This is a genomic window from Streptomyces sp. NPDC007905 (assembly GCF_042959345.1).
Lineage (GTDB): Bacteria > Actinomycetota > Actinomycetes > Streptomycetales > Streptomycetaceae > Streptomyces.
The window spans coordinates 1-22,237 of sequence record NZ_JBIBKS010000024.1; the positions used below are offsets into that span (position 1 = coordinate 1).

24 protein-coding genes and 4 pseudogenes are annotated in these 22,237 nt (G+C 72.6%); 13 read left to right on the forward strand and 15 right to left on the reverse strand.

Annotated elements, in window-relative coordinates; translation table 11 throughout:
- Positions 1–587, reverse strand: a 587-nt coding sequence (locus tag ACFZDC_RS33315) for a maltotransferase domain-containing protein (RefSeq protein WP_391329637.1), incomplete at its 3' end; no start/stop codon positions are given.
- Positions 588–693: 106 nt separating this feature from the next.
- Positions 694–993, reverse strand: a complete 300-nt coding sequence (locus tag ACFZDC_RS33320; RefSeq protein ID WP_391329639.1) for a DUF5133 domain-containing protein — start codon at positions 991–993, stop codon at positions 694–696.
- Positions 994–1,297: 304 nt separating this feature from the next.
- On the opposite strand from ACFZDC_RS33320, the gene ACFZDC_RS33325 reads away from it, so the two are divergent.
- Both ACFZDC_RS33325 and glgX read left to right on the forward strand, forming a co-directional pair.
- Positions 1,298–1,810, forward strand: coding sequence for a pep a2 (locus tag ACFZDC_RS33325; RefSeq protein ID WP_391329640.1), 513 nt, complete (start codon positions 1,298–1,300; stop codon positions 1,808–1,810).
- Complete coding sequence (gene glgX / locus ACFZDC_RS33330) at positions 1,807–3,951, forward strand: glycogen debranching protein GlgX (protein ID WP_391329641.1); 2,145 nt, start codon at positions 1,807–1,809, stop codon at positions 3,949–3,951. Before ACFZDC_RS33325 ends, glgX begins: the two co-directional genes overlap by 4 nt.
- Before the next feature lie 110 nt (positions 3,952–4,061).
- On the opposite strand, the gene ACFZDC_RS33335 is transcribed toward glgX, so the two are convergent.
- A complete protein-coding gene (locus ACFZDC_RS33335) occupies positions 4,062–4,871 on the reverse strand; it encodes a VOC family protein (protein ID WP_391329643.1) in 810 nt (269 codons plus the stop codon).
- Between the two features lie 128 nt (positions 4,872–4,999).
- On the opposite strand from ACFZDC_RS33335, the pseudogene ACFZDC_RS33340 reads away from it, so the two are divergent.
- A pseudogene (locus tag ACFZDC_RS33340) lies at positions 5,000–5,299 on the forward strand (ANTAR domain-containing protein); the annotation flags it as partial.
- 102 nt (positions 5,300–5,401) lie between these two features.
- Here the strand turns inward: ACFZDC_RS33340 and ACFZDC_RS33345 are convergent.
- Positions 5,402–6,193 (reverse strand): SigB/SigF/SigG family RNA polymerase sigma factor, encoded by a 792-nt coding sequence (locus ACFZDC_RS33345; protein ID WP_391329645.1) that lies wholly within the window; start codon positions 6,191–6,193, stop codon positions 5,402–5,404.
- Positions 6,194–6,440: 247 nt separating this feature from the next.
- Here ACFZDC_RS33345 and ACFZDC_RS33350 point away from each other — a divergent pair, with 247 nt between their 5' ends.
- The 4 genes from ACFZDC_RS33350 (at position 6,441) to ACFZDC_RS33365 (ending at position 9,267) form a co-directional block, all read left to right on the forward strand.
- A complete protein-coding gene (locus tag ACFZDC_RS33350) occupies positions 6,441–6,893 on the forward strand; it encodes a MarR family transcriptional regulator (RefSeq protein WP_391329647.1) in 453 nt (150 codons plus the stop codon).
- Positions 6,890–7,735: an ATP-binding cassette domain-containing protein gene (locus tag ACFZDC_RS33355; RefSeq protein ID WP_391329649.1), complete on the forward strand. Its 846-nt coding sequence runs from the start codon at positions 6,890–6,892 to the stop codon at positions 7,733–7,735. The genes ACFZDC_RS33350 and ACFZDC_RS33355 overlap by 4 nt, the downstream gene beginning before the upstream one ends.
- The gene (locus ACFZDC_RS33360) at positions 7,695–8,552 is read left to right on the forward strand and encodes an ABC transporter permease (protein WP_391329651.1); all 858 of its coding nucleotides are present in this window, start codon (positions 7,695–7,697) and stop codon (positions 8,550–8,552) included. Before ACFZDC_RS33355 ends, ACFZDC_RS33360 begins: the two co-directional genes overlap by 41 nt.
- Positions 8,553–8,742: 190 nt before the next feature.
- Positions 8,743–9,267 carry a hypothetical protein gene (locus tag ACFZDC_RS33365; protein ID WP_391329653.1) on the forward strand — a complete coding sequence of 175 codons (525 nt, stop codon included), beginning with the start codon at positions 8,743–8,745 and terminating at the stop codon, positions 9,265–9,267.
- A gap of 6 nt (positions 9,268–9,273) precedes the next feature.
- Here ACFZDC_RS33365 and hemC read toward each other — a convergent pair whose 3' ends face one another.
- The 3 genes from hemC to ACFZDC_RS33380 all read right to left on the reverse strand — a co-directional run bounded on the left by hemC (position 9,274) and on the right by ACFZDC_RS33380 (position 12,233).
- Positions 9,274–10,209, reverse strand: a complete 936-nt coding sequence (gene hemC, locus ACFZDC_RS33370) for a hydroxymethylbilane synthase (RefSeq protein WP_391329655.1) — start codon at positions 10,207–10,209, stop codon at positions 9,274–9,276.
- A 596-nt stretch (positions 10,210–10,805) separates the two neighbouring features.
- A complete protein-coding gene (locus ACFZDC_RS33375; protein ID WP_391329863.1) occupies positions 10,806–11,783 on the reverse strand; it encodes an ATP-dependent DNA ligase in 978 nt (325 codons plus the stop codon).
- 39 nt (positions 11,784–11,822) lie between these two features.
- The gene (locus ACFZDC_RS33380; protein WP_391329657.1) at positions 11,823–12,233 is read right to left on the reverse strand and encodes a LuxR C-terminal-related transcriptional regulator; all 411 of its coding nucleotides are present in this window, start codon (positions 12,231–12,233) and stop codon (positions 11,823–11,825) included.
- Between ACFZDC_RS33380 and ACFZDC_RS33385 the strand changes: the two are divergent.
- Both ACFZDC_RS33385 and ACFZDC_RS33390 read left to right on the forward strand, forming a co-directional pair.
- Positions 12,184–12,426, forward strand: a pseudogene (locus tag ACFZDC_RS33385) (catechol 2,3-dioxygenase); the annotation flags it as partial. The gene ACFZDC_RS33380 and the pseudogene ACFZDC_RS33385 sit on opposite strands and share 50 nt — an antisense overlap.
- A gap of 132 nt (positions 12,427–12,558) precedes the next feature.
- The gene (locus tag ACFZDC_RS33390) at positions 12,559–12,708 is read left to right on the forward strand and encodes a hypothetical protein (protein WP_391329660.1); all 150 of its coding nucleotides are present in this window, start codon (positions 12,559–12,561) and stop codon (positions 12,706–12,708) included.
- A gap of 46 nt (positions 12,709–12,754) precedes the next feature.
- Here the strand turns inward: ACFZDC_RS33390 and ACFZDC_RS33395 are convergent, their stop codons facing one another.
- Together ACFZDC_RS33395 and ACFZDC_RS33400 are read right to left on the reverse strand one after the other, a co-directional pair.
- Positions 12,755–13,534 (reverse strand): DUF2690 domain-containing protein, encoded by a 780-nt coding sequence (locus ACFZDC_RS33395; protein WP_391329661.1) that lies wholly within the window; start codon positions 13,532–13,534, stop codon positions 12,755–12,757.
- Positions 13,535–13,722: 188 nt separating this feature from the next.
- Positions 13,723–14,253 (reverse strand): hypothetical protein, encoded by a 531-nt coding sequence (locus tag ACFZDC_RS33400; RefSeq protein WP_391329663.1) that lies wholly within the window; start codon positions 14,251–14,253, stop codon positions 13,723–13,725.
- 496 nt (positions 14,254–14,749) lie between these two features.
- On the opposite strand from ACFZDC_RS33400, the gene ACFZDC_RS33405 reads away from it, so the two are divergent.
- From ACFZDC_RS33405 to ACFZDC_RS33415, 3 genes and pseudogenes are all read left to right on the forward strand, one after another.
- A complete protein-coding gene (locus ACFZDC_RS33405) occupies positions 14,750–15,130 on the forward strand; it encodes a DoxX family protein (protein ID WP_391329664.1) in 381 nt (126 codons plus the stop codon).
- On the forward strand, positions 15,127–15,594 hold the full coding sequence (locus ACFZDC_RS33410; protein WP_391329666.1) for a redoxin domain-containing protein: 468 nt from the start codon (positions 15,127–15,129) through the stop codon (positions 15,592–15,594). Before ACFZDC_RS33405 ends, ACFZDC_RS33410 begins: the two co-directional genes overlap by 4 nt.
- An 83-nt stretch (positions 15,595–15,677) precedes the next feature.
- A pseudogene (locus ACFZDC_RS33415) lies at positions 15,678–15,937 on the forward strand (ATP-binding protein); the annotation flags it as partial.
- Here the strand turns inward: ACFZDC_RS33415 and ACFZDC_RS33420 are convergent.
- The 4 genes and pseudogenes from ACFZDC_RS33420 to ACFZDC_RS33435 form a co-directional block, all read right to left on the reverse strand.
- Complete coding sequence (locus ACFZDC_RS33420; RefSeq protein ID WP_391329668.1) at positions 15,938–16,372, reverse strand: cupin domain-containing protein; 435 nt, start codon at positions 16,370–16,372, stop codon at positions 15,938–15,940.
- Positions 16,373–16,459: 87 nt separating this feature from the next.
- A pseudogene (locus ACFZDC_RS33425) lies at positions 16,460–16,761 on the reverse strand (hypothetical protein).
- A 292-nt stretch (positions 16,762–17,053) separates the two neighbouring features.
- Positions 17,054–17,665: a DNA polymerase ligase N-terminal domain-containing protein gene (locus ACFZDC_RS33430; RefSeq protein WP_391329670.1), complete on the reverse strand. Its 612-nt coding sequence runs from the start codon at positions 17,663–17,665 to the stop codon at positions 17,054–17,056.
- A 56-nt stretch (positions 17,666–17,721) separates the two neighbouring features.
- The gene (locus ACFZDC_RS33435; protein WP_391329672.1) at positions 17,722–18,048 is read right to left on the reverse strand and encodes an aldo/keto reductase; all 327 of its coding nucleotides are present in this window, start codon (positions 18,046–18,048) and stop codon (positions 17,722–17,724) included.
- 514 nt (positions 18,049–18,562) lie between these two features.
- Between ACFZDC_RS33435 and ACFZDC_RS33440 the strand changes: the two genes are divergently transcribed.
- Positions 18,563–19,546 (forward strand): TauD/TfdA family dioxygenase, encoded by a 984-nt coding sequence (locus ACFZDC_RS33440; RefSeq protein WP_391329674.1) that lies wholly within the window; start codon positions 18,563–18,565, stop codon positions 19,544–19,546.
- 1 nt (position 19,547) lies between these two features.
- Here the strand turns inward: ACFZDC_RS33440 and ACFZDC_RS33445 are convergent, their stop codons facing one another.
- Together ACFZDC_RS33445 and ACFZDC_RS33450 are read right to left on the reverse strand one after the other, a co-directional pair.
- Positions 19,548–20,627 carry an LLM class flavin-dependent oxidoreductase gene (locus tag ACFZDC_RS33445; RefSeq protein WP_391329676.1) on the reverse strand — a complete coding sequence of 360 codons (1,080 nt, stop codon included), beginning with the start codon at positions 20,625–20,627 and terminating at the stop codon, positions 19,548–19,550.
- Between the two features lie 70 nt (positions 20,628–20,697).
- Positions 20,698–22,200, reverse strand: coding sequence for a metallophosphoesterase (locus ACFZDC_RS33450; RefSeq protein WP_391329677.1), 1,503 nt, complete (start codon positions 22,198–22,200; stop codon positions 20,698–20,700).
- Positions 22,201–22,237: the final 37 nt, after the last annotated feature.

The following is a 22,237-nucleotide window of genomic DNA, read 5'->3' on the forward strand; positions in this document are numbered from 1 at the left end:
TCCCGCTCCACCAGCAGCGGCATCGCCTCGGAGGCGGTGACCAACTCCCGCAGCGGGAAACGGGCCAGTACCTCGTCCACCTCCGGTGACAGTGCGGCCTTCAGGCGGTGGTGCACCGACAGGGTGTCGTCGCCGAGGGCACGCGCGGCGGCCAGGACCAGGTCGCGCTCCGCTCCCTTGGGCACTCCGGCGGCCGCACGCTCGTAGAGGTCGGCACCCTCTTCCAGGACCAGGCCGGTGTCGATGCCCGCCGGCACCTTGACGGAGGCGGTGTGCCGCCAGGTGGCCAGCGGATGGCTCCAGGCCTCGACACGGAAGGTCCAGCGGCCGGTGACGTCCGCAGTGACATCCGCCCCCCAGAGGTCGCTGCCCGGCGACAGTTCGCGCATCGGCGTCCAGGGGCCCCGGCGGCCCGCCGGATCCCGCAGGACCACGTTGGCACCGACGGCGTCGTGCCCCTCACGGAACACGGTGGCCGTGACCTGGAACGTCTCCCCGGCCACCGCCTTCACCGGGCGCCTGCCGCACTCCACGGCCGGCCGGATGTCACGTACCGGTACGCGGCCGATGGCCGGGGTCCTGCGCATGGATCTCACCTCCGCCGTGCGCGAAGCCGGGCCCCGGGCCGGCTTCGTGATCCGAGAAACGGTTCGGCTGCTGCCGCCCGTCTGGAACGCCGCATACGGTGCCAGGTCAGGGGCTTGACGCCGTGGAACGCCGCTCCGGTGGTGGTGCCCGCCGGGCCGCGCGATCCTGCTGCGGCCGCCCGTCCTGCTCGCGCAGGTAGCCGGCCAGGCTCGAGCGCAGATAGCGCTCAGCCGCGTCCGCTGCCTCCCGGGCGCAGCGCTTTCCCATCAGCACGCACAAGGTGTAGCCCGAGTCCTCGAAAGTGGCCCGGACCGTGCGGTCGTGGGGCGAGGCGAGCATCACGCGCTCCCACGCCCGGTAACGCCGCAACTGCCGGGCCACTTCGGCCTTGGCGGGTAGCAGCATGACCCTCTTCACCTTCCACGCTCTCGACTGGGCGCGTTCCCGACGGTCGGGTGGTGTCCGCGCAGGGGTGGGCACGGCACCGTTACGGCGATCGAGGCTTTCACTCATGGTGCACGTCCAGGCACACAACGTCCTGTTAGAACTTCAACCATCCGGCCGTTCGAGAGACTCGTGTTGCACGAATGGCGTAGTGGGCCCACTGTGGATGTGACTCAGAAGCGATCAACGCTCACGCTCGGTGTCCGGGATCCCTCCCGGACGGGGCGAGGGGAGCGAGAGCTTCGCCGGTGAGGAGCTAGCGACGATGAAGACCGCAGTGCCCTGCTACTACCACCTGGACGTGGAAGTCAGCCCGGAACGGGTGGGACAGGTCAGCCGCATCCTGGCCGCCCATCTCCGCTACTGGGACCTCGAGAACCTCGTGGACCCCGTCTGCCGCGGCGCCGAACTGCTGTTGCGGGCCATCGACGAGCACGCCACGGACAAGAACACGTCGATCGAGATGTGGTGGAACGGACAACACCTCATCACCGCCGTCGGCGGCGACGACCGCGACCTGCGCCCCGACCAGGACCTGCGGGCCTGCCTCGCCAACATCGCCGCCATGAGCGACGGCTGGGGCTGCTGTGCCTCGGAGACCGGCAGCAAGATCATCTGGTTCTCGCAGCGCGCCCGTGCCGGCCAGCGCGTCCCGTTGGTCCCGACCGCCCCGGCGCCGAGCCTGAGCGAGGGGCTCCAAGTGCCCCGCGAGCTCCCGGTGGCGGCTCTGGCCGCCCCGGCGACCGCCGTGGACGACGTTCTGGAGGGCGCCCGGTGACGGCCCGGAAGTCCCGCAAAGGGGTGCCCGTGTGGAGCGGGCACCCCTACCCGTTGGGTGCCGCCTTCGACGGGCAGGGCACCAACTTCGCCCTGTTCAGCGAGGTCGCGGAGCGGGTCGAGCTGATCCTGGTGGACGACGCCGGCACCGAGACCCCCGTCCCGCTGCACGAGGTCGACGGATTCGTCTGGCACGCGTACCTGCCCGGTGTGGGTCCGGGACAGCGCTACGGCTACCGCGTGCACGGCCCCTGGCAGCCGTCCCTCGGTCACCGGTGCAACCCGGCCAAGCTGCTGCTCGACCCGTACGCGCAGGCAGTGGACGGCCAGATCGACAACCACGCCTCCCTCTACGAGCGCGCGGACGACGGCCCCTCTCCGGGCAACAGCGCCGGGCACTCGATGCTGGGTGTGGTCACCGACCCGTACTTCGACTGGAGCGACGACCGCCCGCCGCGGCGGGCGTACGCCGACTCCGTCATCTACGAGGCCCATGTGCGCGGCCTGACCCGCACCCACCCAAAGGTCCCCGAGCGGCTGCGCGGCACCTACGCGGGCCTGGCCCATCCCGCGGTCCTCGAGCACCTGACCTCGCTCGGCATCACCGCGGTCGAACTGATGCCGGTCCACCAGTTCGTCCAGGACGGCGTCCTGCAGGACCGGGGCCTGGCCAACTACTGGGGTTACAACACCATCGGCTTCTTCGCCCCGCACAACGGCTACGCCGCGTTCGGCAGCCGGGGTCAGCAGGTCAACGAGTTCAAGGCCATGGTGAAGGCGCTGCACGCGGCCGGCCTCGAGGTGATCCTCGACGTGGTCTACAACCACACCGCCGAGGGCAACGAGATGGGCCCTACGCTGTCGTTCCGGGGCATCGACAACGCCTCCTACTACCGCCTGGTCGACGGCGACTGGGGGCACTACTACGACACCACCGGTACCGGCAACAGCCTGCTGATGCGGCACCCCTACGTGCTGCAGCTGATCATGGACTCGCTGCGGTACTGGGTCACCGAGATGCACGTCGACGGCTTCCGCTTCGACCTCGCGGCCACGCTGGCCCGCCAGTTCCACGAGGTGGACCGGCTGTCGGCGTTCTTCGACCTGATCCAGCAGGACCCGGTGATCAGCCGCGTCAAGCTCATCGCCGAGCCCTGGGACGTGGGCGAGGGCGGCTACCAGGTGGGCAACTTCCCGCCGCTGTGGTCGGAGTGGAACGGCCGCTACCGGGACGCCGTCCGGGACTTCTGGCGGACGGAACCGGGTTCGCTCGGGGAGTTCGCCTCCCGGCTGACCGGGTCCTCGGACCTGTACCAGCACAGCCGGCGCCGACCGCGCGCCAGCGTCAACTTCGTCACCGCACACGACGGTTTCACGCTGCGCGACCTCGTGTCGTACAACGACAAGCACAACGAGGCCAACGGCGAGGGCAACCGGGACGGCGAGAGCGCGAACCGGTCCTGGAACTGCGGTGCCGAGGGTGACGCCGGCGACCCGGCCGTCCTCGAACTGCGCGCCCGCCAGCAGCGCAACCTGCTGGCCACACTGCTGCTGTCGCAGGGCATCCCGATGCTCTGCCACGGCGACGAACTGGGCCGCACCCAGCGCGGCAACAACAACGCCTACTGCCAGGACAACGAGATCTCCTGGGTGGACTGGGACCTGACGGACGACCAGCGCACCCTCGCCGACTTCACCCGCTACGTGATCAACCTGCGCGCCGGGCATCCCGTGCTGCGCCGACGCCGCTTCTTCCGCGGCGAGACCGCGACCAACGCCAAGCAGCCGCTGCCCGACCTGATGTGGTTGCGGCCCGACGCCCGCGAGATGACGGACCGGGACTGGCAGCGCGGCGACGCCCACTCGGTCGGCATGTTCCTCAACGGCGACGCGATCGCCGAGCGCGACGCCTACGGCCGGCGCGTGATCGACGACTCCTTCCTGCTGCTGCTGAACGGCTACTGGGAACCCGTCGACTTCCGCCTGCCCGACGACTCCTTCGGCGAACGCTGGACGACCCTGATCGACACCGCCGATCCGGAGGGCACGCCCGACGAGCGCGAACGCAAGGCCTCCACCCGGCTGCGGGTGGAGGCCCGCAGCCTGGTCCTGCTGTCCCGGCCGTCCCGCAGCGGTCGATAGCCGGCGGCCCTTCGCACCACGGCGCCGGGTCCCCGCAGCACATGCTGCGGGGACCCGGCGCCGTGCCGGAGTCCTCGAAGGGACGCATCGGCCAGGCCGGCCGCACCCCGTCAGCGCGGGGTGCGGGACGTGACCGTGAACTGAGCGCCGTCCGGATCCCGCAGGATCGCCTCCGTCTCGTTCTCGCTCAGGACACTGCCGCCGTGCTTCTCGGCGGACCGGGCGCAGCCGGGGACGTCGTCCACCGCGAAGTGGACTTGCCAGTGCGGCCGCACGGAGGGGTCCGGGGCCGCCTCCACCGCGCCGGAGTCGATGCGCGCGACCACGTCGCCACCGCTGCGCAGCACCACCTCACCGGCCTCGTACTCGACTTCGCAGCAGCCCGGTGTGCCGGAGGCCCAGCCGAGGATCTCGCCGTAGAAGATCGCGGAGTCGAAGGCGTTACGGGTGTGCAGCCGGATGAAGGTCGGGGCCGCCCGCCGCCACGTCTCCCAGTTGGAGACCAGTTCGCCCTGCCAGATCCCGAAGGTGGCCCCGTCGCGGTCGGCGAGCAGGGCGGCCCGTCCCGGGGGGAAGGACAGCGGCCCGACCGCCGCCGTGCCGCCGCGCTCCCGGGCCCGCGCCACGGCCACGTCGGCGTCCGGGACCGCGAAGTACGGCGTCCAGGCCACCGCCATCTGCCACATCGAGGCGACCGCGGCGATCCCGGCCACCGGCACCCCGTTCGCCAGCGCGATCCGGAAGTGCTCGCCGAGTTTGGCACCGCGCCACCGCCAGCCGAGCAGAGCCGAGTAGAAGTCCTGGGTGGCTTCCAGGTCACGGCTGGTGAGGCTCACCCAGCACGGGGCGCCGAAGACGGAGTGTGTCGAGACGACGTCCCTCGTCCTCGGTCCACCGCTGGCAGGCGTGTCATCGTTCATGGCAGTCGCGTCCTGGTCTCGGGGCCGGGGGGCCACCGGTTCTTGTACCAGTGTCCAACCGGATCGGGGTGGAATGCCTGTCGAGTACCCCAGTGGCGCGGGGCCAGGCGGGTGAGCAGGATGGATACATGGCAGAGAGCGAAGCGGAGCGGATCCTCGAGCTGCAGGCGGAAGTCGCGCAGTTGAAGGAGGCCGTGGCTTCCCATGCCGTGGTGGATCAGGCCATCGGGATGATGGTCGCCCTCGGCCGGGTGACCCCGGACGCGGGCTGGGAGGTGCTGAAGGAGGTGTCCCAGCACACGAACATCAAGCTGCGCAACATCGCGGAGCTGATCGTCATCTGGGGGCGCCGGGGTGACATACCGCCCGAGATCGGTGCCCAGCTGGAGGACGCCCTGGACCGTTACGGGCCCACCCAGGTCCCCGGAACCGCCGAGGCGATCCCCGTCGTCGACGACATCGCAGACGACGCCACCCACGAGGAGCGACCCGGCACGTCGCGAGACCGTCCGGGCTCGCGGGACTGAGGCTCAACGGGTTTCCGCGAGCAGTTCCTCGCGCAGCCGGTCGAAGCAGCCGCTGAGCAGCCGGGAGACGTGCATCTGCGAGATGCCCAGCTGCTGGGCGATCCGGCTCTGCGTCATCCCGCCGAAGAACCGCAGGTAGAGAATGGTGCGCTCGCGTTCGGGCAGCGCCTCCAGGCACGGCTTGACCGCCGCGCGGTCGACCACCAGGTCGAAGCCGGGGTCCGACTCGCCGAGCGAGTCCCCGAGCGCGTACCCCTCCGTCCCGGCAACCTCGGCGTCCAGGGACAGTGCGGAGAAGCACTCCAGGGCCTCCATGCCGGTGCGCACCTCGTCCTCGCTGAGTCGCGTGTGCGCTGCGATCTCGGCGACTGTCGGCGCCCGGCCGGGCGTGGTCTGCGCCAGTTCCTTGACCGCACCGCGGACCCGGTTGCGCAGGTCCTGCACCCGGCGCGGCACGTGCAGGGTCCACATGTGGTCGCGGAAGTGGCGCTTGACCTCACCGGTGATGGTGGGCACCGCATACGCCTCGAACGCGCGTCCGCGGGCCGGGTCGTAGTGGTCGACGGCCTTCACCAGGCCGAGTGCGGCCACCTGGTACAGGTCCTCCAGGGACTCCCCGCGGCCGCGGAACCGTACCGCGATCCGCTCGGCCATGGGCAGCCAGAGCCGGACCAGTTCGTCCCGGAGCGCCTGGCGCCCGGGCCCGTCGGGCAGCTGCGCGAGCCGCTCGAAGGTCTCGCGCGTGTCGGGAGCGTCGTCATGGGGGTGAGGCTTCGTCCTGCCGGTGACAGGCATCGCGCGCACCTCTCTCAGCAGGTGCTGGATCGACAGACACCGCGGGAGGTGCGCTCGGACGAAAGGACACCGGGGCGCCCGGTCGGAGCCGGCTCCCACGGACGTGCCTCCTGTCCGAAGCACATACCAGCAGATTCCCGCTCACTGACATAACAAAACAATCTGGTTCTTAAGGGCCGCATTCGGACGCGCCCCTTGACCTCCTTTTGGGGAAGCAATACCTCTGTAGCAGAGGTAATCTTCAGGTGTGGAAGCCGAATTCCCCGAAGCCCTGGCCGACGCTCTTGTGGGGATCCAGCGGCTGATCCGGCGCCGGCTGCGCGGCGGGCTGACCGTCCCGCGGCTGCGCGGTGCCGAGGTGGAACTGCTGCGGCTGGTCGAGGGTCGGCCCGGCATCGGCATCTCGGACGCCGCCAGGGCACTGCACCTGGCGGGCAACTCCGTGTCGACCCTGGTGAATCAGCTCGCGCGGGACGGCTACCTGATCCGGGAGACCGACCCGGCCGACCGGCGCGCCGCCCGCCTGCGGCTCACCGAGACCGCCGAGAAGCGGCTCGGGGACTGGCAGCGCCGCCGGGCCGAACTGGTCGGCCGCCACGTGGCACGGTTGGACGAGGCCGACCGTGAGGCCCTGCGCACGGCGCTCCCGGCCCTGCGCAAGCTGGCCCTCACCCTGCACGAGGAGGCCGAGGAGACATGACGAGCGACACCCCCGCCCAGCCCGCCGAAGCCGTCGCCTGCACCCGCCTCGCCTACGCCTTCGGGGACACCAACGCGGTCGACGGACTCGACCTCGTCGTCCACGAGGGCGAGGTGTTCGGACTGCTCGGCCCCAACGGCGCCGGCAAGACCACCGCCATCCGCTGCATCACCACGCTCCTGCCGGTGCCGGCCGGCACGGTCCGGGTCTTCGGGCACGACGCGGCCAGGGAGCGCATGGCGGTGCGCCGCCTCCTCGGCTACGTCCCGCAGCAGCTGTCCGCCGACAGCGGACTCACCGGACGGGAGAACGTGGCCCTGTTCGCCCGGGTCTTCGACGTGCCCCGCCGCGAGCGCGCCGAGCGCGTCCGCCAGGCCCTGGCAGCCGTCGGCCTCGCCGACGCCGCCGACCGGCTCGCCGGCACCTACTCCGGCGGCATGGTCCGCCGGCTCGAACTCGCCCAGGCGCTGGTCAGCGCGCCCCGGCTGCTGATCCTGGACGAGCCCACCATCGGCCTGGACCCGATCGCCCGCACCGGCGTCTGGGAGCACATCAACGCCGTCCGCGCCGCCACCGGCATGAGCGTCCTGGTCACCACTCACTACATGGACGAGGCCGACCAGTACTGCGACCGGGTCGGCCTGATGCACCGCGGCCGCGTCCGCGCCCTGGGCACCCCGGCCGAGCTGCGGCAGGGGCTCGCCGAGCGCCGGGGCACCGACGCCCTGCCCACGCTGGAGGACGTCTTCCGGGACGTCGCCGGCAGCGGTCTGCAGGACCAGTCAGGAGGAGGTTTCCGCGATGTCCGAAGCACCCGCCGCACCGCACACCGCGTCGGCTGAGGCCCCACAGAACGGCACCGCCCTGCTGCTCAGCCCGCCCCGGCCGCGCGCCGGCTGGCGGCTGCTGCCCGCCCGGGTGGCCGCGATGTGCGCCGTCGAACTGCAGAAGCTGCGCCACGACCGCACCGAGCTGTACACCAGGGCGGTCCAGCCCGCCCTGTGGCTGCTGATCTTCGGGCAGACCTTCACCCGGATCCGGGCGATACCGACCGGGGGCATCCCCTACATCGACTACCTGGCGCCCGGCATCATCGCCCAGTCCGCGATGTTCGTGGCGATCTTCTACGGCATCCAGATCATCTGGGAGCGGGACGCGGGCATCCTGAACAAGCTCCTCGTCACCCCGACCCCACGCTCGGCGCTGATCACCGGCAAGGCCTTTGCGGCCGGAGTGAAGTCGCTGATCCAGGCCGTCGTCGTGATCGTCATCGCCGCCCTGCTCGGTGTCGCCCTCACCTGGAACCCGCTGAAGCTGCTCGGCGTCGCCGCGGCCGTGGTCCTCGCCTCCGCGTTCTTCTCCTGCCTGTCGATGACCATCGCGGGCATCGTCCTCAGCCGCGACCGGCTCATGGGCTTCGGCCAGGCGATCACGATGCCGCTGTTCTTCGGCTCCAACGCCCTGTACCCCGTCTCGGTGATGCCGGGCTGGCTCCAGGCCGTCAGCAAGGTCAACCCGCTCAGCTATCAGGTCGACGCCCTGCGCGGTCTGCTGCTCGGCACGCCCGCGCACCTCGCGGCCGACTTCGGCGTCCTGGCGGTGGCCGCCGCCCTGGGTATCGCCGCGGCCTCCTCGCTGCTCGGCCGGCTGGCCCGCTGATCTTGTCCCGGACGTGATGTGCGGCACGCACCCGCACCCGGCCCGGGAGCCCGGTCCCGGGATTCTTCCTGCGCAGCGCTTGATCACCGATCAAAGCGGGCGAACCCCCTGGCCACAGCGCATTCCGCTCATTTGACAGTGCGCTGAGCGCACAGATAGACAGCAGCTCTCGAAGGTCGAGAGGGGCATTGTGTACGAGCCGAACGTGGTCGGGGACTGGCAGGAGTACGACGAGTATGCCGGTCTGCGGGTCCGCGTCCACCGTCTGGAGGCGGCCGAGCCGCCGCGCGGACGCGACGACGCCGCGGCGGGGCTGACGTACTTCAGTGTCCGGGTGACGGTCGAGAACCGCGGCGCGCGGCACTACGGCATCCACCTGGAGGACGGCCAGATCGACGTCCGGGTCGGACCGGACGGGGAGGGCGCCTTCGTCGACTGGCGCAACTCCCAGTTCATCGAGGGCTTCGACGTCTATCCGCTGCGCCGGGCCACCGCCGTGCTCTACGCGGCCGCCCCGGAGGCCGCCCTGACGCACGTGGACGTACAGGTCCAGCTGCGCGTGGACGAGGAGTGGGCCGACCGGCGGCTCTGGGCGGGCGGCGTCGGCGTCCTGGAGGCGACCGCGACGGCCGCCCCCACGGCCGCCGCACAGGGCGGCCTGGCCCACCAGGTCAGCGCCTTCCTGAAGGACCAGACGGAGCCGGGCGGCGCCTGAACCGGGTCAGTGCGGGATGCCGTCGATGATCTCCCGCGCCCCCTGCCGCAGCAGCGACACAGCGACCGAGGTGCCGAGCGTGGCCGCGTCGAGCCGGCCCGCCCACTCGTGGGCGTTCAGCCGCGTCTTTCCGTCCGGAGTGAAGACACACGCCCGCAAGGACAGTTCACCGCCCCGGTCGACGCGCGCGTAGCCGGCGATGGGGCTGTTGCAGTGCCCCTGGAGGACATGCAGGAACATCCGCTCGGCCGTGGCCTCCCGGTGCGTGTCGGGGTCGCCGAGCCGGCTGACCGCGTCGATCAGCTCGCTGTCACCCTCCCGGCACTGCAGGGCGAGGATGCCCGCGCCGATCGGGGGCATCATCGTCTCCGGTGACAGCACCTCGCTGATCACGTCCTGGCGGCCGATCCGCTCCAGACCGGCCACGGCCAGCAGCAGCGCGTCCACCTCGCCGGCGGCCAGCTTCGCCAGGCGGCGGTTGGCGTTGCCGCGGAACGGCACGCACTCCAGGTGCGGGTGCGTGGCGGCCAGCTGGGCGACCCGGCGCACCGAGGAGGTGCCGATCCGGGTGCCGGCCGGCAGTTCGTCCAGGGTGAGCCCGCCCGGGTGCACCAGCGCGTCACGGATGTCGTCCCGCTTCAGGAACGCGGCGAACACCGTCCCCGCGGGCAGCGGCCGGTCCGCGGGCACGTCCTTGACGCAGTGCACCGCGAGGTCCGCCGCCCCGGCCAGCAGGGCGGCGTCCACCTCCTTGGTGAACGCACCCTTGCCCTCGACCTTGGACAGGTCGCCGAGCCACTTGTCACCCGTGGTCTTCACGGGGACGACCTCGGTGCGCACCGTCGGACGGAGCACGGCCAACTCGGCGCGTACGCGCTCGACCTGGGCGAGCGCCATCGGTGAGTCGCGGGACACGATGCGAATGAGTTCCGGGACGGACATGGGGACACGATAGACCCTCGGGTGTGATGCCTCGTCATGTCAGCCGCGCAGCCACCGGGCGAACGGGAACGAGTCCGCCTCCCGTCCGGGCCGCGCGACGAGGCCTCGGCGTTGACCGGGGTGCGTACCGGACGGCGGTTCCGCAGCAGGTCACGCCGCCCGGCCGGGGGGGCGTGGAACCGCACCGCGCCCTCGTTCCGGGCCGGGGCTGCCACTGCACCCCGGGCTCGCAGAGGCCGAGCTCGCGGGCCTCGGCGACGACTGCCTCCACCAGCAGCGGGCCCGGGGCCGGACCGCGATGGCCGGGAGTCGGGGAGAGGCGGTCCGTGTGCAGGTACTCAGTTCCGCGGGCTCGGCGTTCGCGGGCAGTGCCTGCGGCGGAGCGGCGAACGGGTGCCCGGGAGGGCGACGACGAGCACGACGGCACCGGCCAACGGGCGGCGAGCCATGCGCGGGTCCGGACGTGTGAGGTCGGCGAGGACACCGCGAGCCGCCAACAGCGGGGGTGCGCAAGGGCGTTCAGTGTGCCGGCCGGGCGCCGTGCGGCCAGGAGGTGACGGGCGTCACCGGAGTGAAGCCGCGCGGAACAGCGGCAGCTACCCGAAGCCCTCGGGCAGGTCCGCCGCCGCATCCTCCGGCCTGAGGTCCGGGCGCAGCCGCAGCCACGACGGCTGGCGCAGCATCCCGGCCCGGGTCCGGGTGCTGTAGCTGACCTCGCCGACCAGCCGGGGCAGCACCCAGCGGGCGCCCGGGATCCGCGGGACCGGCTCGAAAGGGCACGCGTCCGTCGCGGCGTCCCGCAGCAGGGCCGCCAGTTCGGCCCGTTCCGCCTCGCTCCAGCCCGTGCCCACTCCGCCGACGTACCGCAACCCGCCGCCGGCGCGCTGGCCGACCAGCACCGCGCCGGGCAGCCCGGTCAGCCGCCCCTTTCCCGGCAGCCAGCCGCCCACGATCACGTCCTCGCTGCGCATGTTGCGGATCTTGATCCAGGCGCGGGAGCGCACCCCGGGCTCGTACACCGAGTCCAGCCGCTTGCACACCAGCCCCTCGAGCCCGTGCTCCCGGGTGGCCTGGAGCGCCTGTTCGCCGTGCCCGGTCACCGCGGCCGGCGTCGACCAGTGCGACCCCGCCAGGCCCAGCTCCTCCAGCCGTGCCCGCCGCCGCGCATAAGGGAGCGCGAGCAGCGGCCCCTCCAGGTGGGGGACGTCGAACAGCACCAGATGGACCGGCACCTGCGCGGCTCGGCGTGCCGCTCGCGCCGGGGCGTGGGCGAGGCCCATCCGGCTCTGCAGCAACTGGAAGTTCGCCCGCCCCTGCTCGTCCAGGGCCAGCACCTCGCCGTCCAGGACGGCGGCCGTGGTGCCCAGGGCGCTGCCGAGCGGCCGGAGTTCGGGGTAGGCGGCGGTGATGTCCTCGCCGGAGCGGGCGCGCAGCAGCACGCTGCCGTCGCCGGGCAGGTATACCATCACCCGCTGGCCGTCCTGCTTGGTCTCGTACGCCCACCGCTCGTCCTGGGCGGCGGGCGGCAGCGTGCCGGGGGTGGCGAGCATCGGCGGGATGAGCGGCAGGGTCACGGCGGTCACGGCTGAAGGTGTCGACCGCTCCCGCCGTCCTCACGCGCCTTTCGGCACCGGTTCCCCTGAACGGGCCCGTCCCGGCGGCCGGTGCCTCGGGCCGGCCCGCCACAGTCCCGACTGACGGGCGAGCGACACGAGTTGGACACGGTGGTGGGCCGTGGGCCGCGTCATGGCCCGGCGCACAGGGGGGGGCACCGTCAGCGGGGACCCGCACAGCCGCGCCGTGATCTCCTCGGTGGACCGGCCCTGTGCCATCAGCGCCATGACCCGTCGTTCCCGCGCGGCGAGCCGCTCCGGCGGTGCCCGGCGGGCGCTGCGCTCCGGCCCGGTCGGGGAGCGGGGGCGATCAGCGTCCGGGTGGCGGCGGGTGAGGCAGGGCCTCACCCGCCGCCGAGCGGCTACCGACACCGGTGTGTTCATCGAGACCGGTCCGCACGGGCACGCCATCCAGCAGACGTTCTTCCTGTACGTCTACGAGCCCGGCGGCAACCGCATCGAGCTGTGCAACCCGCTCACCCGGCTGGCCCTGGCCCCCGACCGGCCGCTCCTCACCTGGAGCGAGGCCGAGCGGAAGAAGGGTCAGGCCTGGGGGCCGAAGACCCTCGAGTCCTTCCCCCACGGCACGCCATCCGTGGGGTGAGACCGCACGCACAGGTGCGAAGGGGCTGAACACCGCTGTGTGCAGCCCCGGACAACCGTGCCACCGCGGTCGGCCGGAGCTCCGGCATGGGCCGCTTCGGCACTGTCTTCGGCCCCTGGCTCGGCGGCCAGTTTGCTCGCCGCGGGCAACGGCGACCGGGGCTTCACGGCCTTCGCGCCGGCCGGTGTGTCGTCGACGGTCGTCATCGGCATCGCGGCGCTGCGCTCGGCCCGGCGGCCGGCGCGCAGCGGCGCGGAGCAGCGGCTCGTCGCCGCCCGGTGACCGGCGGGGTGCCGCGCCCGACAGCCGGGCCCGGCACCCCGCCGTGTCAGCCCTCGCCCGCCGGCTCGACGTCCAGACCCGTGCACGCCAGCTTCCCGTCGACCTCGGCGCAGGCCTCCACGCCCCGGGGCGAGCGGACGGCGAGCATCGGGCTGGTGTCACCGGCGGAGTCGCCCGCCGGATAGCTCGCCGACAGCACGTCCTGCCCGGCCCGCACCGACACCTCCCGCGCCAGCGGGGAGCGCACCCGCACCTGCGACCACGCGGTGCCGCAGGTGGGGGAGTAGCGCAGCAGGACGTCGTAGGCGGGGTCCGTCACCCGGCTCCTGGTCTGCGCGTCCCGGGCGCACACCGAGGCGTCGGGCAACTGGCCCTGGCAGGAGCGCGCGTGGCAGCGGGGCACGGGCAGCAGGGTCTGCGCGGCGGGCGCGGGGGCGCCCGGCCGTCCGGACACGGCGACGGCGGCGGCCACCGCGGCGGCCGTACCGAACAGTGCGAGCGCCGACAGCGGAAGCCACCGCGGGCGGGCCCGGCCCTTCGCGCCGGTTCGGCCCGCCCGGCTCGGGGGACTTGGCGCGGGCGGCTCCTCGGCCGCCTCCCACAGGGCCAGTACTGCGGCGGGATCGGCGCCGGCCAGCCGGCTGAGCGCCTCCACCGCGGGCCGCGGTGGCCGCTTGGTGCCGGTCAGATAGCGGTGCCAGGCCGACTTGCTGTAGGGGGTGCGCGCGGCCAGTGCCGCGAGGCTCAGTCCCGTACCGTCCTTCAGTTCGCGCAGTCTCGCCACCAATGACTCGTCCGGCGTGGTCGATCCCTGGGGATGCCGCATCGTGCGTCCCTCGACTCCCGTTCCGCTATGGGCACTTTCGCCCCTGTTGTCGGAATGGCTTCCCTGGAGACCGGGATTCGCAACACCGGGTGAGGTATGAGGCAGGTGTGGCGCGGATGTACCGAAGGCCTGTTCGGGGGTCATCGAACAGGCCTTCGGTGGTCAGGGGTTACGGTGCTGCGGGTATGTCAGCACCAGGGGACGGCACGGTGAGTGACCACGTAGCGGGCCGCGACGTAGCCCCTGTGGTGGGGCAGCCGGTACCAGATGTGGTTGCCCAACACCCCGGTGCCGTACGTCTCGCAGGTGATCGCCAGCAGCTGGCGCGTGTGCCGGTGCCCGATCACACGATAGGTGGTGCCCGGACCGGAGCGGACGTTCAGCCGGGCGTGGCGCGTGGCGACGCGGCCGAGGGTGGGGAAGGTGCGGCGGTACGACATGCCCTGCGCGACCGCCCGGGCCACCCCCTCGGCGGTGAAGCGGTGGACGCGACGGATGTGCAGCCGGCGGTGGTGGACGCGGTGGGTGCCGCGCCCGACGTGGTGGGTGCGGTACCGGGTGTGGTGCGTGCGGTGCTTGGTCTGGTGCTGGGCCGTGGCGCTGGGGGCCGGGCGCGGGGTAGTGGCGGCGCTCGCCGGCGCTGCCCCGGCCGCCGCGGGCAGGAACGCGAGCACCGCGACCGTGGCCAGCAGACTGCCCTTGAGAGTCCGTCGGATCATGGAAACCTCCGGCTGTCGTTCTCGTGACCACGAACGGTGATCACAACAGCCAGCGTTGCCGTGCCGGACCGTCAGGATGCCGTCCCGGCGTCCCGTGGGACGCCGGGGACGTCCCCGGGGACGGACTGCTCAGCCCATCAGGCCCTTCGTCGAGAGGTGTTCCACCGTCCTGCCCGTCTCCGTGAACGTCCCGGTGGCGTCGCCCCGGGGAGCGCACCCGGATGTCGAACCGCGCCGGCCCGGCCGGGGGAGCCGGCGCAGCGGCTGGACGTACAGGCCTCCCCTGTGACGCGGACCGTCCAGCGGCCGCGGCGGTCGGGCTACGTCACCTGCGTCCCCGTTCGGCCAGGAGGCCGACGCCCCCGCGGCGACGGCATGACGGCGCAGGCGCGGGGCGTGCGCCGGAGGTGGCCGGCCCCGGCCGGTCGATCCGAATCGGCCGTCCGCGCGTCTACCGTCGAGTAATATCCGGCGGCAGGTCACCAGAGGAGGAACCGTGCCCCGGTCCGAACGCTCACCCCTGCTGCTCGCCGGCCTGCTGGCCGCTGCCGGCGTCGCCCACTTCGCCGCCCCGCGTCAGTTCGATGCCACGATCCCCCGGGCGCTGCCGGGCTCGCCCAGGGCCTGGACGTACGGCAGTGGGGTCGTGGAACTGGCCCTCGCGGCCGGCCTCGCCTCGCGCCGGACGCGCCCGGTGGCCGCGAAGGCGGCCGCGGCCTTCTTCGTCGGCGTCTTCCCGGCCAATGTGAAGCTGGCCGTCGACTGGCGGCACCGGCCCGCGCCACAGCGCAACGCGGCCCTGGCCCGCCTTCCCCTCCAGTTGCCCCTGGTGCTGTGGGCCCGCGGTGTGGCCCGCAACGGGGAGGGACGGTCGTGAGCGCAGGTGTGGAGGTCGGGGACAAGGCCGAGGACTTCGCCCTGCCGGACGAGACCGGCACCACCCGGCGGCTCACCGAACTGCTGGCCGAGGGCCCGGTGGTGCTTTTCTTCTACCCCGCCGCCCTGACGCCGGGCTGCACCGCCGAGGCCTGCCACTTCCGCGACCTCGCCGCGGAATTCGCCGCCGTCGGCGCCCGCCCGGTCGGAATCAGCGGCGACAGCGTCGACAGGCAGCAGGAGTTCGCCGGACGGCACACCCTCGGCATGCCGCTGCTGTCCGACGTCGACGGGACGGTCCGCGAGCGCTTCGGAGTCAAGCGGGGCTTCACCCTCGCGCCCACCAAGCGCGTCACCTTCGTCATCGCCCAGGACCGCACCGTGCTCGACATCGTCCGCAGCGAACTGCGGATGAACACCCACGCCGACCGGGCGCTGTCCGTACTGCGCACCCACAAGGGCTGAGGCGGGCCGCTTCCGCACTCGATGCACCGGAACAATCGGACCAGCCTTGCGTCTGCGGAGCGTCTCGCGGCCGCGGCGACCACCTCGTCGTCGGCGAACGCGTCACCAACGCCATCCGCTACGGCGAACCGCCCGTCCAGCCGCGTCTGATCCGCGACCGCGCGCTCATCTGCGAGGTCTCGCACGCCAGTTCACACCTCGACCCACCTGGGGTGTGCGCACGCCTACGACGAGGGCGGCCGCGGACTGCTGCCGGCTGCCCCGGCTCACCCAGCGCTGGGGCAGCCGGCAGAGTGCCGGTGGCAAGACGATCTGGGCGGAACAGCCCCTGCCCGACGCCTGATCACTGGAACGGGCACCCCGGGTTCGGCGCGTCCTCCGAGAACGGGGAGCCGTGCGGCAGCACGTAGAGCACGTCGAGGACGAGCGGCGTGTCGCCCAGGTTGCGCCCGATGTGGACGTTGCCGGGACCGGACGGCTCCTGGATCGTCGCGCCGGCCCGGTACACGCCGTCCGAGGCGCAGGTGGAGTCGAAGTGACTGAGGGTGCCCTGCTTCACGAATCCGAACAGCGGGCCGTCATGGTAGTGCCATCCGGTGCTCTGACCGGGCGGGATCGTGATCTCCCGCAGCGTGTAGTCGGTGCCCTCGAGGGTGGTCTGGCTGATGAGCCGGGCGGTCACCCCGGGCCCCGGTGGGGTCGCCCCGGCGGTGCCGCAGGTCCAGACGGTGGCGGCGGTCACCGTGCCGGTGACGGCGGTGCGGAGTGCGGTGCGCATGTGGGAGCCTCCAGGGACGCGAGCGGGCATCGCCGCGAACATAGAGGCACAGTGGGCGCGTTGGGGGCGGAACCCGAGGATCCGGATTCAGCCGGCCGCACGCTCCCGCACCCACGTCCTCGGCTTCTCGTCCTCGCGCAGCCCGAGGGGGCGCGGATGGCGCAACATCCCGTCCCTGGTCCACTCGGTGAACTCGACCTGCGCCCGTTCGGACTCCACCCACCGGGCCCCGCCTCGCGCACGGCCCCCGTGAAGGGCGACTTCTGCCGGCGCAGTCCGCGCAGCCGCTCGCGCAGCGCGAGCAGCGTCTCGCGGTCGAAGCCGGTGCCGACCTTTCCCGCGTACCGCAGCCCGCCGTCCTCGTAGTGGCCGAGCAGCAGCGCCCCCAACCCCAGCCGGCTGCCCGCCGGTTCGGTGAAACCGCCGATGACGAACTCCTGGCCCCCGCGCGCACTTGAGCTTCAGCCGGTCCATGGAACGGCGCGGCCGGTACGGCCCCTCGGCCCGCTTGGTGATCAGTCCCTCCCGCCGTGCTCACAGGCCTCGGCCGGCAATTCCGCGCCGCCCCGTTGCGATGGGGCGTCAGCCGCAGCGGAGCGCGGAAGGAGAGTGTGCGGCGCAGCAGTGACGTGCGGGCGCGCAGCGGGAGTCCACCGGTCGGCACCCTCCAGCCGCAGCAGGTCACTTCTCCCCGTCGTCGGCGAGGACCTGGGCGAGAGTGCGTCCGGTGCGCACCGAGCGGGCCCGACGGGGATCCGGGGTGCCGTGCCCCTTTGCCCGGGCGGGGCCCTTGTGGACCAGCAGCCAGGCCTCCTCCCCGTCCTCACCGCTGCGGAATCGGGTGAGCGCGTACTCGCCGTGCAGCTTGGAGCCGTGCAACCGGAAGGAGGCGTGCCCCTTCTCCAGCGACTCCGCGAAGTCCACCGGGCGTCCCCTGCGGTCGTGACTGAGCGGCTCGTACGTCCCACGGTCCCAGACGATCACGGTGCCGCCGCCGTACTCGCCCTTCGGGATCACGCCCTCGAAGTTCTCGTACTCCAGCGGATGGTCCTCGGTGGGCACGGCCATCCGTTTGTCCCCGGGGTCGGTGGACGGGCCCTTCGGGACGGCCCAGGACTTCAGCACGTCGCCCACCTGCAGCCGGAAGTCGAAGTGCATCCGGCGCGCGTCGTGGATCTGTACCACGAACCGGGGCTGCTCCTCAGCGGCCGCGGCGGCCTTCCCCGACGGCTCGCGGGTCCGCTCGAAGTCGCGCTTGCCGCGGTACGTCCGCAGCCGGTCCTCCGTCGCCACGTGCGGCTCCTTCCCTACGTCCGCCTCACGGCCCCGAGTACCCCGGGGCGGCCCGTTCAGCTCCCGATCCCGTCCAGCTCGGCGACCGCGTCCTCCGGGAGGGACAGAGCGGCGGCGGCGATGTTCTCCCGCAGTTGGTCAGGGGACGACGTACCGGGGATGAGGGCGATGGTGGGCGAGCGCCGCAGCAGCCAGGCCAGGGCGACCTGTTGCGGCGAGGTGCCCAGCCGCGCGGCGACCTTCGACAGCGCCTCGGACTGCAACGGGCTCAAACCGCCCAGCGGGAAGTACGGCACGAAAGCGATGTTCTCCGCCGCGGTGCGCTCCACCAGGCCGTCGTCCTGCCGGTTGGCCAGGCTGTACAGGTTCTGGACAGTGACCACGGGCGCGATCGCCCGGGCCTCCTCCCACTGCGCGACGGACGCGGCGGTGAGCGCCCCAGGTGCCGGATCAGCCCCCGCTGACGCAGCTCCGCCAGGGCACCGAACTGGTCGGCGACGGAGTCCTCGTTCGGGGTGTCCATGTCGCCGAGCCGCAGATTGACCACGTCCAGCGTTTCCACGCCCCAGGTTCCGCAGGTGTCGGGCCCGGCGTAGGCCCGCAGGGCGAGCAGTAGCGCGGCACGGGCAGTCCGCCGACGCGGGCCGAGGTGCACCCTGACCGGCCGGAAGGCCAGGTCGCGGCCCCTGCCCCGGCGCGGCCGGACAGCAGGGCAGGCAGCTGCCCCGCGTGGCCCGGTGGCTTCCCTTCCGCGAGGCCCCTGATCAGGCCCTGAGCGGCATGGGCCGACCGGGCTGAGGGCCGTGGCCCTGCCGCCGTACGCATGCCCTGTCGCCAGGCCGCTCCCTCAGTGTCACGATCTCCCTGGAGCCACTGCGGACGACCAGCGGAGCGCGCATGACGACGGACGGGCCCCGAGCGGAGCAGGCCGGGCGGACGGAGCAGGTCAAGGGCGTCGAGGTGCTGCCGGTGGCGGGGCACATCGGCGCCGAGATCACCGGTGTCGACCTCGCCGGACCGCTCGAGGACGCCGTGGTCTCCCTGATCAGGGAAGCGGTGCTGCGCTGGAAGGTCGTGTTCTTCCGCGGCCAGCGCCTGGACCACGCCGGGCATGTCGCCTTCGCCCGTCGCTTCGGGGAACCGGTTGTGCTCGGCCGGCGCGGCAGTGCCTCACCGGCCGACTTCCCGGAGGTGGAGACCACCGCCGACCGGCTGGAGCTCGGTGGACGCTTCGGCATGGAGCACGAGGAGTGGCTGCAGCGCCGCCGGCACACCCTGCTGCGTGGCTGGCACTGCGACCACGGCGCCCGCGTGGACCCGCCGGCCGCGACGATCCTGCGGGCGCAGACCGTTCCGCCGTACGGCGGTGACACCACCTGGGCCAACCTGGCCGCCGCCTACGCCGGGCTGTCGGCCCCGGTCCGCGCCTTCGCGGACGGACTGCGCGCCGAGCACCGGCTCGGCGTCGGCTACCAGCCCCGGCCCGGCGACGACGCCTACCTCCGCCACCTCCTGGACCACCAGGTCGCCTCCGTGCACCCTCTGGTCCGCGTCCACCCGGAGACGGGCGAGCGGGTGCTGTTCGTCAATGGCTACTACCTGGAACAGATCACCGGCGTCTCGCGCCCGGAGAGCGCGGCCGTGCTGCAGATGCTGCTTGAACAGGCGGTCCGGCCGGAGTACACGGTCCGGTTCCGCTGGGAGCCCGGCAGCGTCGCCTTCTGGGACAACCGGGCCACCATCCACCTGGCCCCGAGCGACAACGCCCACCTGGGCCTCCCGCGGATCATGCACCGGGTGATGCTCGCGGGGGACGTGCCGGTGGGCGTGGACGGCAGGCCGTCCGTGCCGGTCACCGGCACGGAGGCGGGCCGCTGGTGAGTCAGCCGGCCGGCCGCCACCCCAGGGCAGGGCCGAGCTTCGTCGCCATGTCCGTCAGGATCTGGACGTAGTCCTCGTGCGCGAAGGTGAACGGCAGGGCGAACGCGACCTCGTCGATCTCGCGGAAGGCGGCGTGCACGCGCAGTCGTGCGGCGAGCTCGTCGGAGGTGCCGACCAGGTCCGGGGCGAAGAGGAGCCGCGCCGGGCCCTGCGGGGAGGTTGTCCGGGGGAGGCGCCTGGCCGCGTACTCCTCGTACCTGGCGCGCTGCTCGGGGCTCGCGGAGTCGGTGGGGATCACCACCAGGCCCTGGGAGACGCGGGCCGCCTCCCCGTCGGGGTGGTGGGCGCGGAACGCGCGGATGTGGGACAGCTGGATCTCGGCGAAGTCCGGTGGGCCCGCGTCCCCGGTGTTCTCGGCGTTGGCGGTGTTCTCGGCCTTGACCACGCTACTGGTCAGGAAGTTCATGCCGTGCTCGCCCGCCCAGCGCGCCGAGCCGAGGCTGCCGCCGCCGTACCACAGCCGCCGGCCGAGGCCGGGGGAGTGCGGCTGGACCACGTCCGAGCTGTATTCGATGGGCGGCTGCCGCCGCGTGGCCTCGAAGCCCGCCACCGCGCTGAAGTCGGTGGCCGGCTTGCCGCGCACGAAGTCCAGCAGCCGCCGCACGCGAGCGTAGCCGAAGTCCTCGGTGTCGGCCGTGTCCGGGTAGAGGGCCTTTCCGACCTGCTCGAAGTGCATCGGCGGGCCCACGCTGACGCCGGGATTCAGGCGGCCGCCGGACAGGATGTCCACCGTCGCCAGGTCCTCGGCGAGACGCAGCGGGTTCTCCCAGCCCAGCGGGATCACCGCGGTGCCCAGCTCGATGCGCCGGGTGCGTTGGGAGGCGGCGGCCAGCACGGCGACCGGGGACGAGATGCCGTACTGGAGGTGACGGTGGCGGACCCAGGCGCTGTCGAAGCCCAGCCGCTCGCCCAGCTCGATGATCTCCAGCGTGGACGCGTGGCCCCGGCCCGGGTCGGCCGCGTCGAACAGACCGATCGTGAGGAAGCCCAGCTTGCGCAGCGGGCGGGGAGTGGACGGCACGGACTCTCCTCCAGCGGTCGTACGTCGCTACCGTGCCCGATTCTGGCAGCCGAGTGTGACAACCGTGTGATCACGACAGCGGGATGGTGACCTCGTCCTCGACCGGCGGATCGATCTCCTGGGCCCGGTTGCCGGTCGCGGCGAAGCAGCGCAGCCGTACCGCCTCCGGGGAGACGTCCAGGCGCAGGAAGCACTTGAAGAACGGCGGGCTGTAGGTGGCCGAGCCGGGCGAGAACAGCTGGCTGTAGATCTTGTGGACCGGCAGCCGGAACCGGGAGGTGCGGTCCGGGCGCCCGCCGGCCCCCAGCAGGCTCGCGACCAGGCGGGTGCGCCGGGAGACCCGGGTCTCCGGGCCGGGCGCGCGGACCGGTTCGATGCCGAGCCTTTCGGCGACGACGGCCGTCGCCTCGGACTCGCTGAGGGCGAAGAAGCGGCGCAGGCGCAGGCGGCGGCCGTACAGGCGGCTGTAGAAGGCCAGCGAGTCGCCGCGCAGCGGATAGCAGCGGAACTCCCGCTCGGTCACGTTCGCGACCGACACCCGCGGGATGGTGTGCGTGGCGTGCATGAACGCGCCGCCGCCGCCCGCCACCACGTACTGAATGGTGCGCCCGTCCACGTCGACCGGATAGCGCTGGTAGTTGTGGATGTCACCGCCGATCGCGGCCACGTAGTGGTGGTCCGGCTCCCGGACGATGTCGTCGACCGTGCCACCGCCCTCGATGGCGCAGGGGTGGTGCTCGCCGTCCACGTACAGGGGTGAGCCGGTGATCAGGATCTTCGGCTCGGGCCCCCGGGAGACCTCGCGCAGCCACGCGCCCTGTTCGGCGTCGATCGTGCCCAGCAGCCCGGTGTCGATGCCGACGATCCGCACCGGTCCGGCGTCGATCGCCCAGTACGGCCCCGGCTGCACGGCCCGTTGCCCCGGCGCCGACCTCGACTTCCGTGCGGCCGCCAGGCGTTCCTCGTCCGCCGGGCGCGCCCGGTGCCAGAGCAGTGCACGCCACCAGGCCCGGGTGAGTGGGCGGGGTGTCGGCTCGGGGTCGAGGGGTGGGGTGCCGGCGCAGAAGACACGCATGAACCCGCCGAGGTCCTCGTACCAGTCGTGGTTGCCCGGTATCGCGAATATCGGCGCCGGGTAGTCGTGGTACGGCCGGAAGAACTTGGTGCCGTAGTCGTCGGCGCTGCCCACGGGGTAGATCACATCGCTCGCGATCACCGCGAAGTCGGTGTCCTGACCTGTCTTCAGAAACCCGGGTACGACGGCGTACTGGGAGTCGTCGCCCTCGCCGGTGTCCCCGATGACCATGAAGGAGAACCGCTCCGGCACGTCCCGCCGGATCACCTTGTCGGCGGGTGCCCCCGCCGCGGCCCGCCGCGCCACCCACCGGCTGCGGGTGCGGCCCGTGGGGTCGCCGAACCACGACGCCAGCACACCGTTGCGGGCGGCCCACAGGACCCTCGGGTTCAGCCACGACAGCTTCTCGACGTGGTCGGGCATGAGCTGCTGGTAGACGCCGCGTTCGGACGGGCCCCAGCCGGCGCCCCGTGCGGTATCGCGTGAGGATTCAGACACGCGACGCACGGTAACAACCGGCCGGCCGACGGCCGTT